Annotated in this window: 9 protein-coding genes; 4 read left to right on the forward strand and 5 right to left on the reverse strand. The window is 40.3% G+C overall.

The window, feature by feature from the left end; translation table 11 throughout:
• Positions 1-38 precede the first annotated feature (38 nt).
• Positions 39-2,552: a DUF5916 domain-containing protein gene (locus ACO1QW_RS17400; protein ID WP_486260659.1), complete on the reverse strand. Its 2,514-nt coding sequence runs from the start codon at positions 2,550-2,552 to the stop codon at positions 39-41.
• Between the two features lie 322 nt (positions 2,553-2,874).
• Between ACO1QW_RS17400 and ACO1QW_RS17405 the strand changes: the two genes are divergently transcribed.
• A complete protein-coding gene (locus ACO1QW_RS17405) occupies positions 2,875-5,988 on the forward strand; it encodes a WD40/YVTN/BNR-like repeat-containing protein (protein ID WP_486260660.1) in 3,114 nt (1,037 codons plus the stop codon).
• A gap of 78 nt (positions 5,989-6,066) precedes the next feature.
• Here ACO1QW_RS17405 and trmD read toward each other — a convergent pair whose 3' ends face one another.
• On the reverse strand, positions 6,067-6,744 hold the full coding sequence (gene trmD / locus ACO1QW_RS17410) for a tRNA (guanosine(37)-N1)-methyltransferase TrmD (RefSeq protein WP_486260661.1): 678 nt from the start codon (positions 6,742-6,744) through the stop codon (positions 6,067-6,069).
• Between the two features lie 95 nt (positions 6,745-6,839).
• Entirely contained in the window at positions 6,840-7,226 is a 387-nt protein-coding gene (locus ACO1QW_RS17415) for an RNA-binding S4 domain-containing protein (RefSeq protein WP_486260662.1), read from the reverse strand.
• 57 nt (positions 7,227-7,283) lie between these two features.
• Between ACO1QW_RS17415 and ACO1QW_RS17420 the strand changes: the two genes are divergently transcribed.
• Positions 7,284-9,449, forward strand: a complete 2,166-nt coding sequence (locus tag ACO1QW_RS17420) for a S9 family peptidase (RefSeq protein ID WP_486260663.1) — start codon at positions 7,284-7,286, stop codon at positions 9,447-9,449.
• 93 nt (positions 9,450-9,542) lie between these two features.
• On the forward strand, positions 9,543-10,838 hold the full coding sequence (locus ACO1QW_RS17425) for a metal-dependent hydrolase family protein (protein WP_486260664.1): 1,296 nt from the start codon (positions 9,543-9,545) through the stop codon (positions 10,836-10,838).
• Between the two features lie 64 nt (positions 10,839-10,902).
• Here ACO1QW_RS17425 and ACO1QW_RS17430 read toward each other — a convergent pair whose 3' ends face one another.
• Complete coding sequence (locus tag ACO1QW_RS17430) at positions 10,903-11,769, reverse strand: restriction endonuclease (protein WP_486260665.1); 867 nt, start codon at positions 11,767-11,769, stop codon at positions 10,903-10,905.
• Between the two features lie 270 nt (positions 11,770-12,039).
• Here ACO1QW_RS17430 and ACO1QW_RS17435 point away from each other — a divergent pair, with 270 nt between their 5' ends.
• Positions 12,040-12,810, forward strand: a complete 771-nt coding sequence (locus ACO1QW_RS17435) for a hypothetical protein (RefSeq protein WP_486260666.1) — start codon at positions 12,040-12,042, stop codon at positions 12,808-12,810.
• A gap of 123 nt (positions 12,811-12,933) precedes the next feature.
• Here ACO1QW_RS17435 and ACO1QW_RS17440 read toward each other — a convergent pair.
• Positions 12,934-13,336: M20/M25/M40 family metallo-hydrolase (locus ACO1QW_RS17440; protein ID WP_486260667.1), on the reverse strand; the 403-nt coding region annotated here is incomplete at its 5' end.

A 13,336-nucleotide genomic window follows, 5' to 3' on the forward strand; every position in this document is an offset into this window, starting at 1 on the left:
TAAATAGAAATGTCCCGCCGAAGCGGGACATTTCTATTTTATTTTTTCTTTGACCACCTCTTAAAGTCGAGATAATCCAGGAAGTAAATCACTTTTAATGAAAGATTATTATTTGCATCGGTATCAATAGTGTTACCCACATTCTTAAAGTAATCTGGTTCAACAATTCGGTTGAAATGCTGAATTGAATTTTTCCAAACAACATTCAGGAAACTACCGGGGGCAAACTGCCAGGTGTACACCATATCAATATTAAAGAGATTAAGGTTTTGATTTACATTGTTGGTATAAGTTGTGTTTGGCAATAGTTTTCCATCTTGCTGCAAAGTAAAATATTTTCTATTATCGACTGTGCTAACATAATGGCGCATCCGGTAAGTGATCCACATCTTGTTGGTAAAACTATACTTAAGATTTACAATGTTTTCAATAGTATTAACCTTGCGTCGTGCAAAAATTACATCGTTATCCTTTTTTGCTGCGTAGCCCATATTGTTAAAACGTGGAAGATATCCAATGCGATGGGATACAGAAAACTTACTATTGAAACGGAATGTTTGGTTAACAGTTGCATCAACACCCAATTGATCATAAAAATTAAAATGCCGGCGAACAAACGTTTCTGACCAGAAAGAATATTTCTTTGCTTCATTACTATTAACCCAGCCCCCAATAGCTAAGCTATGGTTACGTGTAAAAAACAAACCTGATTTCCTGGGTTCATAAAAATCATTTTGTTTAGAAGTAAACCCAACAAATGTACCAACCCACCAAAGTTTTTTCGTTTGCATTTCAGCATTGAAATTAAGGTTGCCTGTTTGATAGGTTTCTTTAATGCCTGTAAACGGTGTAAACAATTTGCTTACACGTCCATTTAAATTCAGGAATATTTTGTTGTACCAGTTTGTGGGTTTGATCCAGTTATAACCGGCATAAAAACCATGATCAAGAAAATTGTTATTGGTGAAGTAGCCAAGATCGGCATGCGAATATTTTGTATCAGTCAACTCCTGCCAAACATTAAAATTGAATCGGCCGCTGGTTTTACCAAAGTAAATATTATGACTATACCCGTTTTTGTTCTTGCCGTCTTTTCCATATCCAAGCAATTGGCTTACTGCAAATTTCCCTCCAACATTCCAAGTGTTTTTTTTATCATTCAGATCAAAGAGACCTGCAGTAACATTTGCATCATAATCTGAACCGTTCCGGGTAACATTCGTGTTAATCAGCGAAATACTACTGTTGTTTTTCATCGATTGATTTAATACAATAACATTGTAGTTGGTAAGTGGGTTCGTTACAACTTTACGTTGTTCTTTAGAACTAGTATTTTCAATCGTAGCATATTGTGCTCTGGTTACGGCGTTTAGAATTCCAATTCCCAAGCCACCTTGAGTGCGACCAGATATTTTGGTGGCGTTGATCAGTTTTGATTCACTGGGATTTTTCAAGAGCGTATCATTAGCGTTTAATCTCGAAGGATCTTGTACATCATAATAATGCAATGGTGTGCCACCAATTCGTCTTGAATAAAATAACCCGCCTTTACTGAATAACTCAGTCCCTTCAGTAAAAAAATTTCTGTTCTCATTAAAGCGCACTTCAAATGGTGAAAGATTCAACACCTGGTTATCACTTTGCACCTGGCCAAAGTCGGGAATTAACGTAGCATCTAATGTAAAAGCCTGGTTCAAACCATACTTCACGTCCAAACCTCCATTTACTTGGCTGGTTGTATTTTTAACTCCAGCCTGGTTAACAGGGAAATGATTCGCATAAACTGAAAAGTATGGAGAGAATTGTAAACGCACCGGTGGTTTGATATTGGTGATGCCTGTCCAGTAACCTTCCTGGGTGAGGAAGCCATTTACGTTTGGATCAATTGGATTCCATGTAAATTGTTGTCCCGTTTTTTGCCGGCGACGTGTCATGTTAACGCCCCATTCCTGCACATCTTTTTTTGCAAAACGAATAGCGCCATATGGAATAAACATTTCAAAACTCCATCCATTATCATGCATCACCACACCACTTTTCCATACAGCATTCCAACTGAAATCTTCGCTGTTGCCATTGGAGTTAGGTGCCATCTTTGCATCCCACTGCTCATTAAGAGGAGTTACAAAATATTCGAAGCCGTTAAGATTGTCTTTATAGGTGTCGAAGATGATACCGATATAATCATTCACGCCAAATCCATCCCGGCCTTTTAATTCACGTGCAATACTATCTCGGTTTCGTTCATAACAAAAGCCCGCAAAATATATTCCTTCATCAGAATAGAGAAGATACGATACTGTTTTAGTTTCTTCAGCCTCTATAACTCCGATTGCCGGTCGGAATTCTACATAATCTGTTGCCACAGGCGCATCTTTCCAGACAGCCTCATCTAACAGGCCATCAATCTTAATGACAGCTGTAGTGCGTTTCGCCTGCATTAGACGTGGAGGAGCTTTTTCAGTAATCTTTGGAGTGATTGGTTTCGATGTTTGCGCATGTACACACGCACACAGAAGTATGGCACAAACAATAAGAGTTGGTCTTAACATGATGATCAGGTTTCGTGTATAACGAAGACGAAAGTAGAATAGTTACTAAGTGTTGTTAAAATAATTAGACGAACGGTAGAATTCTGACAACAACTTTCTAAATGTAATTTTCTGACTATTTCAACGGATGATGAACGGGAAAAATCAGGGATGATAGATGTAAAAGTTCAAAACCAATCAATCAAGTAATATGCCGTGTGGTCATGTTTGCTGCCAATTCTTTTACAAAATAGATAAGCGGCGCTGATTCGCTGAAATATTGAAGTTTTGCATTTACAACAAAAAGCTTTGTAATTTCCTTTTTCAACCAATCGTATTGAACATGAGAAAATCAATCTTGCTTGCAGGTGCGCTGCTCGGCGTGCTTAGTTTATCCGCACAAAAGAAACAAGCAACTGTTGCTTCGGCTTCAAATGAAGAATCAATTTACAATGCATTAAAGTATCGTTCCATTGGCCCTTACCGAGGTGGACGTAGTGCTGCTGTTGCCGGAAGCTACAGCAACAAAACAACTTTTTACATGGGTGCCACTGGTGGTGGTGTTTGGAAAACGACCGATGGTGGCAACAACTGGAAAAACATCAGTGATAAATATTTTGGTTCATCTATTGGTGCAGTTGCCATAGCGCCCAGTGATGAAAGTATTGTGTATGTAGGTGAAGGCGAAAACACCATGCGTGGTAATGTGAGTGAAGGCTTAGGTGGTATGTGGCGCAGCGATGATGGTGGAAGAAGTTGGAAAAATATTGGCTTGAAAGATGGACGTCACATCATCCGCATTTTGATTCATCCAAAAAATCCTGACATTGTTTGGGCAGCTGTAATGGGACATTTGTTTGGTCCCAATGATGAGCGTGGTGTGTATAAAACCACGGATGGCGGCAAAACATGGAAACGTACATTGTTCGTCAACAATCAAACAGGCGCAAGTGATTTAGTGATGGAACCTGAAAATCCATCTGTATTATATGCAGGTACCTGGCGTTTGATACGCACACCACATAGTTTAGAAAGTGGTGGCGAAGGAAGTGGTTTGTATAAATCAACTGATGGAGGTGAGACATGGACAAATGTTTCAACGAAGAAAGGATTACCGAAAGGTGTTTGGGGAATTGTTGGTGTTGCATTCGCACCATCGAACCCCGAACGCATTTATACCATAGTTGAAAATGCAAATGGAGGGTTATTCAGAAGTGATGATGCCGGTGAAACATGGCAACTGATGAGCAGCGATAACAATATTCGTCAGCGTGCATGGTATTACAGCAAAGTATTTGTTGATCCGAAGAATCCTGATCTTGTTTATTGTCCCAATGTAAACTTCATGTACAGTCGGGATGGTGGACGTACATTTCAATCAATACGCACACCACATGGCGATCATCATGATCTGTGGATCGATCCGGCAGATGGTAAACGTATGATCGTTGCAGATGATGGCGGTGCACAGGTAAGTTATGATGGTGGTACTAACTGGAGTACTTACATGAATCAGCCAACAGGACAATTCTATCGTGTATCAACCGATAACAGTTTTCCTTATCGTATTCTTGGCGCACAACAGGATAATTCAACAGTTCGTATTAAAAGCAGAACGAGTGGTGCAGGCATTACCGAACAGGATTGGGAGGAAACTGCGGGTAGTGAAAGTGGTTATGTTGTTGCAGATCCAAAAAATCCTGATGTGGTTTATGGCGGTAACTATGGCGGTTATCTTTCACGCCTCGATCACAAAACAGGCGAGAACCGTGCAATTAATGTTTGGCCCGATAATCCAATGGGTGCTGGGGCCGATGTGTTGAAATACCGTTTTCAATGGAACTTCCCCATCTTCTTTTCGCCACACAATCCAAAAAAACTTTACACTGCAGGTAACGTATTGTTTGCAACAGAAAATGAAGGACAAAGCTGGACTGCATTATCGCCAGATTTAACGACCAATGATAAGAGCAAACAAAAATCGAGCGGTGGGCCAATTACCCAAGACAATACAAGCGTTGAATACTACTGCACCATTTTCACAGCAACAGAAAGTTTTGTTGAGAAAGATCTGTTGTGGACGGGAAGTGATGACGGGTTGATCAACGTAAGTAACGACGGTGGGAAGAACTGGGAAAATGTTACCCCGAAAGATGCACCAAAGTTTATGATGTGGAATTGTGTGGATGTTGATCCGTTTAAAAAAGGCGCTGCTTATTTTGTTGGCACACGTTACAAGCTGGATGATTACACACCGTACATCTACAAAACAGAAGACTATGGTAAAACATGGAAGCTTATCACAAATGGCATCAATAAAATGCATTTTACAAGAGCCATGCGTGCCGATCACAAGCGTGCAGGTTTGTTATATGCTGGAACGGAATTCGGAATGTATGTATCCTTTAATGATGGCGCCAGCTGGAAACCATTCCAACTCAACATGCCTGTTGTACCCGTTACAGATATGACCATTAAAGAAAATGATCTGATCGTGGCAACACAGGGCAGAGGGTTTTATGTGATCGATGACTTAACGGTGTTACAACAGGTGAAAACAGATGTGGCCAATAAAAATCTGCATGTGTTTGATGTAAACACTGGTTGGCGCATGCCCATGAGCAGGTTCAGTCGCCGCTTTGGAACCATACAAAACATCGGAGAGAATCCAGCCGGTCCGTTGGTCATTACTTATTATGCAAAAGATGTAGTTGATTCTACAAAAGCATCCATCAGCATCATGGATAAAAATAAAAAGCTGATCAAAACGTTCAGCACCGATGGTAAAGACAAGTTAGATGTTAAAAAAGGATTGAACAGTTTTGCCTGGGATTTAAATTATCCGCCAGCCGAGCCAAGTGAAGGAATGATACTTTGGAATGGCGCACCCGGAACAATCATCGCCGCACCGGGTAATTACTTTGCAAGAGTAAAAGTGGGAAATGATTCTACTGACGTTCCATTCGTGATAAAAGCCGATCCCAATTATACGATGACACAGGAAGCATATGATGATCAATTCAATTTCCTGTTAAGTGTGCAGCAAAAATTTAATGATGTGCAGAAAGCCATTAAAGATATTCGTGCATTGCGTACCCAGATCAATGACTTCATCGGCCGACAAGGAAAAGATGTGCCGAAAGAAATCAAAGACATGGCAACTTCTATTACAAAAGAGTTGACATCAATTGAAGAAACACTGTATCAAACAAAATCGAAGAGTGGACAAGATCCATTGAACTATCCCATTCGCATCAACGATAAATTAAGCGGTGTGTTTGATGTGGCTAACAGTGGCATGAATGCGCCAAGCAAACAATCGAAAGATGTGTTTGCCGATTTAAGTATGCAAGCCGATGAGCAGTTGAACAAACTCAAAAAAATTATGAGTGAGGATGTGCCGAAGTTTAACCAGCTGATAAGGGAGAAGAGTTTACCGGTGATTGGCATTAAGTAAACACTATTATTCTTTATTGTTGCGGCGGCCCTTGGCCGCCGCAACTTTTTTATGATATAGATTGAAGTCAGCATAGAGTTACTCGTTCAGCAAATCGGGTCTTCTTTCCTTTGTACGTTGCAGCGCCTGCTCATGTCGCCATTCTTCAATTTTTTTAAGATCGCCACTTAATAAAATGTCGGGAATTTTCCAGCCCTTATAATCTGCGGGTCTTGTATAAACTGGTGGAGCTAATAGCTGATCCTGGAACGAATCAGTAAGTGCAGATGTTTCATCATTCAGCACACCTGGAATGATACGGCCTATCGCATCAACCAAAACTGCAGCAGCTAATTCACCGCCACTCAACACATAATCGCCAATGGAAATTTCCATGGTTACATAATGCTGGCGGATGCGTTCATCAATGCCTTTGTAATGTCCGCAGATGAGTAATAAATTTTCTTTGAGTGAGAGGCGATTGGCGGTTTGTTGTTTCAACGTAACACCATCGGGCGTGAGATAAATAATTTCATCAAACTTTTTCTCCTGCTGAAGTTCATTTATGGCTTTTTCCAATGGTTCGCACATCATCACCATTCCTGCTCCGCCGCCATATTGATAGTCATCAACCTGTCCGTATTCATTCACCGCCCATTTACGCAGATGATGAACTGTAACAGTCAATAGCCCTTTTTCTTTCGCCCTTTTCATGATCGAATGATTCAATGGACTATCGAGCAATTCAGGAACAATAGAAAGAATGTGAATGTGCATGCGGCAAAGATAAGTATGAAGAGAGAAGTACGATTCTCGTTCTCGACTCCGCTCGAACTTTGTTAAACCGTCCTTCGACTGCGCTCAGGACTACCTCAATCTTCCATAAACTCATCTAAATCTCTGCGTTCTCTTTTTGTAGGCCGGCCTACTTTACTTAAACGTTTGCCGGTATGAAAAGAGGATGCAACAGATTTAATTCGTTCAAGTTCTTCCACAGGAGTAATGTCAACATAATATTTTATCGCTTCGCTGTATTGCACACGGTTGTGCAGTAAGCCCGAAACTTTAATGCGCCAGCGCCGTGCTTCGGTCTTCACTTCATATTCATCACCCACATTTACTGTCTTTGATGCTTTGCAGGGATCGCCATTGTGCTTCACCTTGCCGCTATCGCAGGCAGCAGCTGCCTGGCTGCGTGTTTTAAACAGCCTGATTGACCAGAAATATTTATCGATGCGGAGTTTTTCTTTCGCTTCCATAACAAGTGCAAGTTACAATTTGTGTTTTGATTATATTCGGACACTCAAATCAATCGTATGAAGCATTTCTTTCTTGGATTTTGTTTTTTGATTCTCGGATGTTTAACGCAGGCCCAGTTTAAGGCCGATAAAGTAAAATGGACACCGGATAATAATGGTGTATATGAAAATGATAACAATGCAATCGTCAGTACAAATTTTAAAACCGGTCAGCAGAAAGTGATTGTGTCCGCCGATGCTTTAAAAACTGCAAAGATCGTTGTTAAAGATTTCAGCATTAGTGCCGATGAAAAACAGGTACTCATCTTTACCAATACGGCCCGAGTGTGGCGTTACAATACCCGTGGCGACTATTGGTTGTACGATGCCGCAACAGGTAAACTGCAACAGATCGGTAAAGACAAACCTGCACAATCATTATTGTATGCAAAACTTTCGCCTGATGGAAAGAAAGCGGCTTATGTACATGCCAACAATATTTATGTTGAAGATGTTGCAACTGGTGTTGCTACTTTGCTTACTTCAACCAACAATACCAAAAAACTTATCAACGGCACATTCGATTGGGTGTACGAAGAAGAGTTTGGTTGCAGGGATGGTTTCCGCTGGAGCGCCGATAGTAAGAGTATCGCTTACTGGCAGGTAGATGCCAACCAGGTTAAAGATTATAGTATGCTCAATACAACCGATGATATTTATTCGAAAGTAATTCCGGTTGAATATCCGAAAGTTGGTGAAGCTCCATCACCTGTAAAGATCGGCGTGGTGAATATTGAAAATGCAAAAACTGTTTGGATGAATATTCCAGGCGATCCTGCTAATAACTATTTACCACGTATGGAGTGGAGTGCAGCAAACGAATTGATCGTTCAGCAACTCAACCGTAAACAAAACGAAAGCAAATTATATTTCTGCAATACTTCTTCCGGTGAAGCAAAACTTTTTCACACAGAAACAGATAAAGGATGGGTCGATATTAAAAGTCGTTGGAACGATGATGATCCACGAGGCTGGGAGTTTATGGAGAAAGGAAAATCATTTTTATGGGTGAGTGAAAAAGATGGTTGGCGACATATTTACAAAGTAACCCGTGAAGGCAAAGAAACTTTACTCACCGTGGGCAATTATGATATTGCAACCATTAGTGCAGTGGATGAAGCAAAGAACGAAGTGTATTTTATTGCGTCTCCCGACAATCCTATTCAGCGCTACCTTTATAAAGTAAAAATGGATGGTAAGAGCAAAGCTGTTCGTGTTACACCGGAAGGTTATACTGGTACCAATAGTTATGAATGTTCTCCTAACGGAAGTTATGCTGTGCATGGTTTTACCAGTCGTACAGTTGCGCCGGCATCACAACTCATCAATCTTGTAACACATAAACCTATTGCTGGTGATGATCTGTTGTTAAAGATCAAACCGGTGAATAGAGATAATCTCGAATTTTTTACTATCACTACAGAAGATGGTGTAACAATGGATGGCTGGATGAGCAAACCAAAGAATTATGATCCATCAAAAAAATATCCTGTTGTATTGTATGTGTACAGCGAACCTGCAACAACAACTGTAGAAGATGAATTTTATGCTGGTAACAACTTTTTGTTTAGTGGCGACATGAATGGACAAGGTTATTTCTACGTTTCCTTTAATAATCGTGGTACTCCAACATTGAAAGGTGCTGAATGGAGAAAAAGCATTTATAAGCAAATTGGTCGCATTAACATTCGAGACCAGGCAATGGGCATGAAAAAATTATTAGCTGATCGGCCTTATCTCGACGCCAATCGTGTTGCTGCATGGGGTTGGAGCGGTGGCGGTTCAACTACATTGCATTTGATGTTTCAATATCCTGATCTTTTCCAGACAGGTATTGCTATTGCTGCCGTAGCCAATCAATTGTTTTATGATAATATTTACCAGGAACGTTATATGGGTTTACCACAGGAGAACAAAGATGATTTCATCAAAGGCTCACCCGTTACCTATGCAAAAAATCTGAAAGGAAATTTATTGTACATACATGGTACTGGTGATGACAATGTGCATTACAGCAATGCAGAAGTTTTGGTGAATGAGTTGATCAAAAATGGCAAACTGTTTCAATTCATGCCTTATCCCAACCGCACGCACAGCATCAGCGAAGGTGCAGGTACTTTCCAACATTTAATGAAACTGTACACTGCTTATTTAAAAGAAAAATGTCCTCCGGGGGCGAAATAGTTATTTAATGGAAACGGGATGCTTGCATCCCGTTTTTTTATTGGCAAACAAAACGTTTAAAAAAATCTTATCTTAAATCTCAAACCAACTTGCATGAGAACAAAAATATTCTTCTTCCTCTTAATGCTGTTTGCATTACAGGCAACTGCGCAACGCACATTGATCCATTGCGGAAAACTCATCGACACAAAAGACGGGAAAGTGGTCAACAATGTTACCATCATTGTTCAAGGCAGTTCAATTGTTGATGTAGTAAATGGATTTTCTACAGCAACATCAACAGACAAAGTGATCGATCTGAAAAACAAAACTGTGATGCCCGGCTTAATGGATATGCATGTTCACCTTGAAGGTGAAACAAAAAAAGGAGCTCTTGCGGAACGCTTCACACAAAACCCACCCGATGTTGCTTTTCAAAGTACAGTGTATGCACGTGTTACACTCATGGCTGGTTTTACAACCGTGCGTGATCTTGGAGGCAGTGGTGTAAATCTTGCGTTGCGTAATTCTATTAATCGTGGAGTAGTGGTTGGCCCACGCATTTTTTCTGCAGGCAAATCCATTGCCACAACAGGTGGTCATGCCGATCCTACAAATGGTTATCGTAAAGACCTGATGGGTGATCCCGGTCCTGCGGAAGGAGTAATTAACGGACCGGAAGAAGCCTATCATGCTGTTCGCCAGCGTTACAAAGATGGAAGCGATGTGATCAAGATCACTGCAACAGGTGGTGTGTTGAGCCAGGCGAAAGATGGATCAAGTCCGCAGTTTACAGTGGAAGAAGTGAAAGCGATTGTTACTGCAGCAAAAGATTATGGTTTTATTGTGGCGGCGCATGCACATGGTGCCGAAGGAATCAAACGTGCTATTAAAGGTGGCGTTACAAGTATTGAACATGGCACTTATATGGATGATGAAGGCATTGCACTCGCAAAACAATATGGTACATGGCTCGTGCCAACCATCACAGCAGGTAAGTCAACTGCCGACAGTGCGAAGATCCCCGGCTATTATACCGACATCGTTACACCAAAAGCACTCACCGTTGGTCCGCTTATTCAAAACACATTTGCAAAAGCATACAAAGCTGGTGTGAAGATCGCTTTTGGTACTGATGCCGGTGTGTTTGCACATGGTAAGAACTGGATGGAGTTTGTGTATATGACCGAAGCTGGTATGCCTGCAATGGAAGCTATTCAAAGTGCAACCAAAAATGCTGCAACGCTCATGAACATGTGGGATAAACTTGGCAGTATTGAAAAAGGAAAAATCGCCGATATCATTGCAGTTGATGGCGATCCGTTAAGCGATATTAAAGTAATGGGTAAAGTTGTATTTGTGATGAAAGATGGAAAAGTATTTAAGAACGATGGGATGCAGGTGTTGTAGAGAAGTTATAATACAGCCGTCGATTCTGTGTTAGCCCGAGTCGACGGCTGTTTATCCGAATTTTCTAAAGTACTTTAAACCAATCTTTCTTAATATTTACTTTTTCAATTAGTTCCACATCTACACCTAACCTTAATTCCTTTAGTTTTTCTGCAAGTTCGTTTCCGTCAATTAAATCAATTGGAGGCGCTCCGTCTCTTTGTGCTTCTCTTTTTGCTTCACGACTAAATGATCCAGTAGTTATTATGAGTCCCTTATCTGCCCTTCCTACCATTGCCCCTCGAAAGTCTCTAACGACAGAAGAAGAAACAGTTCCCTTATATCGCTTCGCTTGAAAAATTACATGGAACGATAAAACACTACCAATTTTCAATATTCCTTTTCCGTCTATTCCGCCATCATTTGACTGGCCGGTAACTTCAACATTTTGAAACCCTAATTCACGCAAAAGCCGCTGACATAATCTTTCAAATGATGTGGCTGTAATTAATTGTAATTCTTCTATGATCTCCTCTTGCCAACTAAACTTATTAATTTCATCATCACCTTCATTGTCCTCAGTTAGTTCTTGCTTGAATCCTTTTTCTTTATTTAATCTATCTATCTTGTCCTCTGATACAACCTTTCTTTTAACTACTTCTTTATCTACAGTTTTGGTCTTAATGCCATCTTCAGTTAAGGCCCACACTCCTCTAGATGAGTTTTCTAAGAGGCCATACCGCTTTAAGTAATTTCTTGCCCACGCTAGCCTGTAAGAAAGCTTGCTGGTGTTACCTCGATGGATTTCACTTACTTGTTCATCGGTAAGATTGAGGATGATTGCTACTTGTTCTTCAATCTCTTCAATTGAACCTGATCCGCCGAGAGTGTGAAGTGCTGTTAACGTCGGATTAAACAAGTCATCATACTTATACTTAAAGTGTTCCTTCATAAAATCAATTGATATTTAATCTTACTAAAATACATTGAAATTCTATTTAATAAGCAAACAAGTAATCTTAGATGCCCTGTTCTCGGTTGCTTGGTCAACTAACAATAATATTTTACATCACAAGTAATTCATCGCTGAACATTCAGAAATGTCTCCTTTCGTCGATATGACGGAACGGTTTACAATTGTAAAAACATCACCATTACAAGTATTCCCACTATTGCATTCTTCTTTTTTCATGCTTACCTTATTGCTCCTAAAAGAGCAACCATGATTGACAATTTTTACCTTGCACTAGCTGCTATTCTGTTATTACCATTAATTCCTGCTTACATCATTTACAAATTCCTTCCCGAGAGTGAAACCAATGTTGAAGGACCTTACAAAAAACTCAACTTAAAATTAAAAGGAGCTTTTGCAGGTTATTTCCTGTTGGTGTTGTTGAGTTTAGGTTTGCAGTACGTTGTGATGACGAGTAAAGATGGAAAACAAATTGAGCAACTGACGCAAGCGATCAACGACAGCAGCAAGTTGATGCATGCTTATCGTTCACAAATTGAAGCAAGCAAAAATCCCGTGATCGACTGGAAGATAAAAGGCTTTGTAAAGCCGGGTGATAAAGAGGGCACTCGTTTCTTTTTTGATGATGGCACTACTTCAAAAAATCCTGACGGAAGTTTTGAACTTATTAAACGCAGTATTGCCGCACAAGGCAAAGCCAATCCGCCCAAGTGGATCTGTGTGTACAATCCTGTTACAGGTTACCAGGTCATTAGCTTAAATCGTGAAATCCCACATCCTGATATTGCGGCTTATCAAGTTAGTTTTAATGATGATGTACATGAGATCCTGATCAAAAAAACAATTGACATTAATAGTACGGCAAAAGATTCGATAGTTGCCATTGCTGGTTTTCTTGAAAAGAATCCTGAGTTAAAAGCAAGAGTGAATGAAACCAATCCAGGGTTTTTTAATAATGCGGATAAAATAAAAGTCATTCGTGATAAAAACAGGCTGGTGCATATGCCCGTAAAGAAATGATCCTGTCCATATTTCAATTATATGTAGACATTGTTGAAATCTCTCCTTCGTCGACAAGACGACAATGCATAAAAAAAGCGCAGAAAAAAATCTGCGCCTTTTTTGTAATCTGTGAACAACAACTTACGCTTCCGCAAAATGCTTATGGAAATACGGAATGGTTTCAATGCCTTTATAGAAATTAAAAATGTCGTACTTCTCATTCGGGCTATGCAGGTTGTCGCTGTCTAAACCAAAACCCATGAATACGATCTTAATACCGAGTTCTTTTTCAAACAACGCACAAATGGGAATACTGCCGCCGCCACGAACAGGAATAGCATCTTTGCCAAATGTATCTTTAATTGCTGCAGCGGCTGCTTTGTACGCTTTACTGTCAACCGGTGTCATGTAAGGTTCACCGCCATGGTGTTCATGTGCATTCACAGTTACACCTTCAGGTGCAATGCTTTTGAAGTGGTTCAATAATTTCTCCGTGATCTTCTCACTTGATTGGTTCGGTACCAAACGTGCAGAAATTTTTGCA

It is taken from the genome of Lacibacter sp. (assembly GCF_057361365.1).

Excerpts from the sequence above, each read along its gene's own strand:
- ACO1QW_RS17415 (WP_486260662.1), bottom strand. The coding sequence starts at position 7,226 with ATGGAAGCGAAAGAAAAACTCCGCATCGATAAATATTTCTGGTCAATC.
- ACO1QW_RS17430 (WP_486260665.1), bottom strand. The coding sequence starts at position 11,769 with ATGAAGGAACACTTTAAGTATAAGTATGATGACTTGTTTAATCCGACG.
- ACO1QW_RS17420 (WP_486260663.1), top strand. The coding sequence starts at position 7,284 with ATGAAGCATTTCTTTCTTGGATTTTGTTTTTTGATTCTCGGATGTTTA.
- ACO1QW_RS17425 (WP_486260664.1), top strand. The coding sequence starts at position 9,543 with ATGAGAACAAAAATATTCTTCTTCCTCTTAATGCTGTTTGCATTACAG.
- trmD (WP_486260661.1), bottom strand. The coding sequence starts at position 6,744 with ATGCACATTCACATTCTTTCTATTGTTCCTGAATTGCTCGATAGTCCA.
- ACO1QW_RS17405 (WP_486260660.1), top strand. The coding sequence starts at position 2,875 with ATGAGAAAATCAATCTTGCTTGCAGGTGCGCTGCTCGGCGTGCTTAGT.
- ACO1QW_RS17435 (WP_486260666.1), top strand. The coding sequence starts at position 12,040 with ATGATTGACAATTTTTACCTTGCACTAGCTGCTATTCTGTTATTACCA.
- ACO1QW_RS17400 (WP_486260659.1), bottom strand. The coding sequence starts at position 2,552 with ATGTTAAGACCAACTCTTATTGTTTGTGCCATACTTCTGTGTGCGTGT.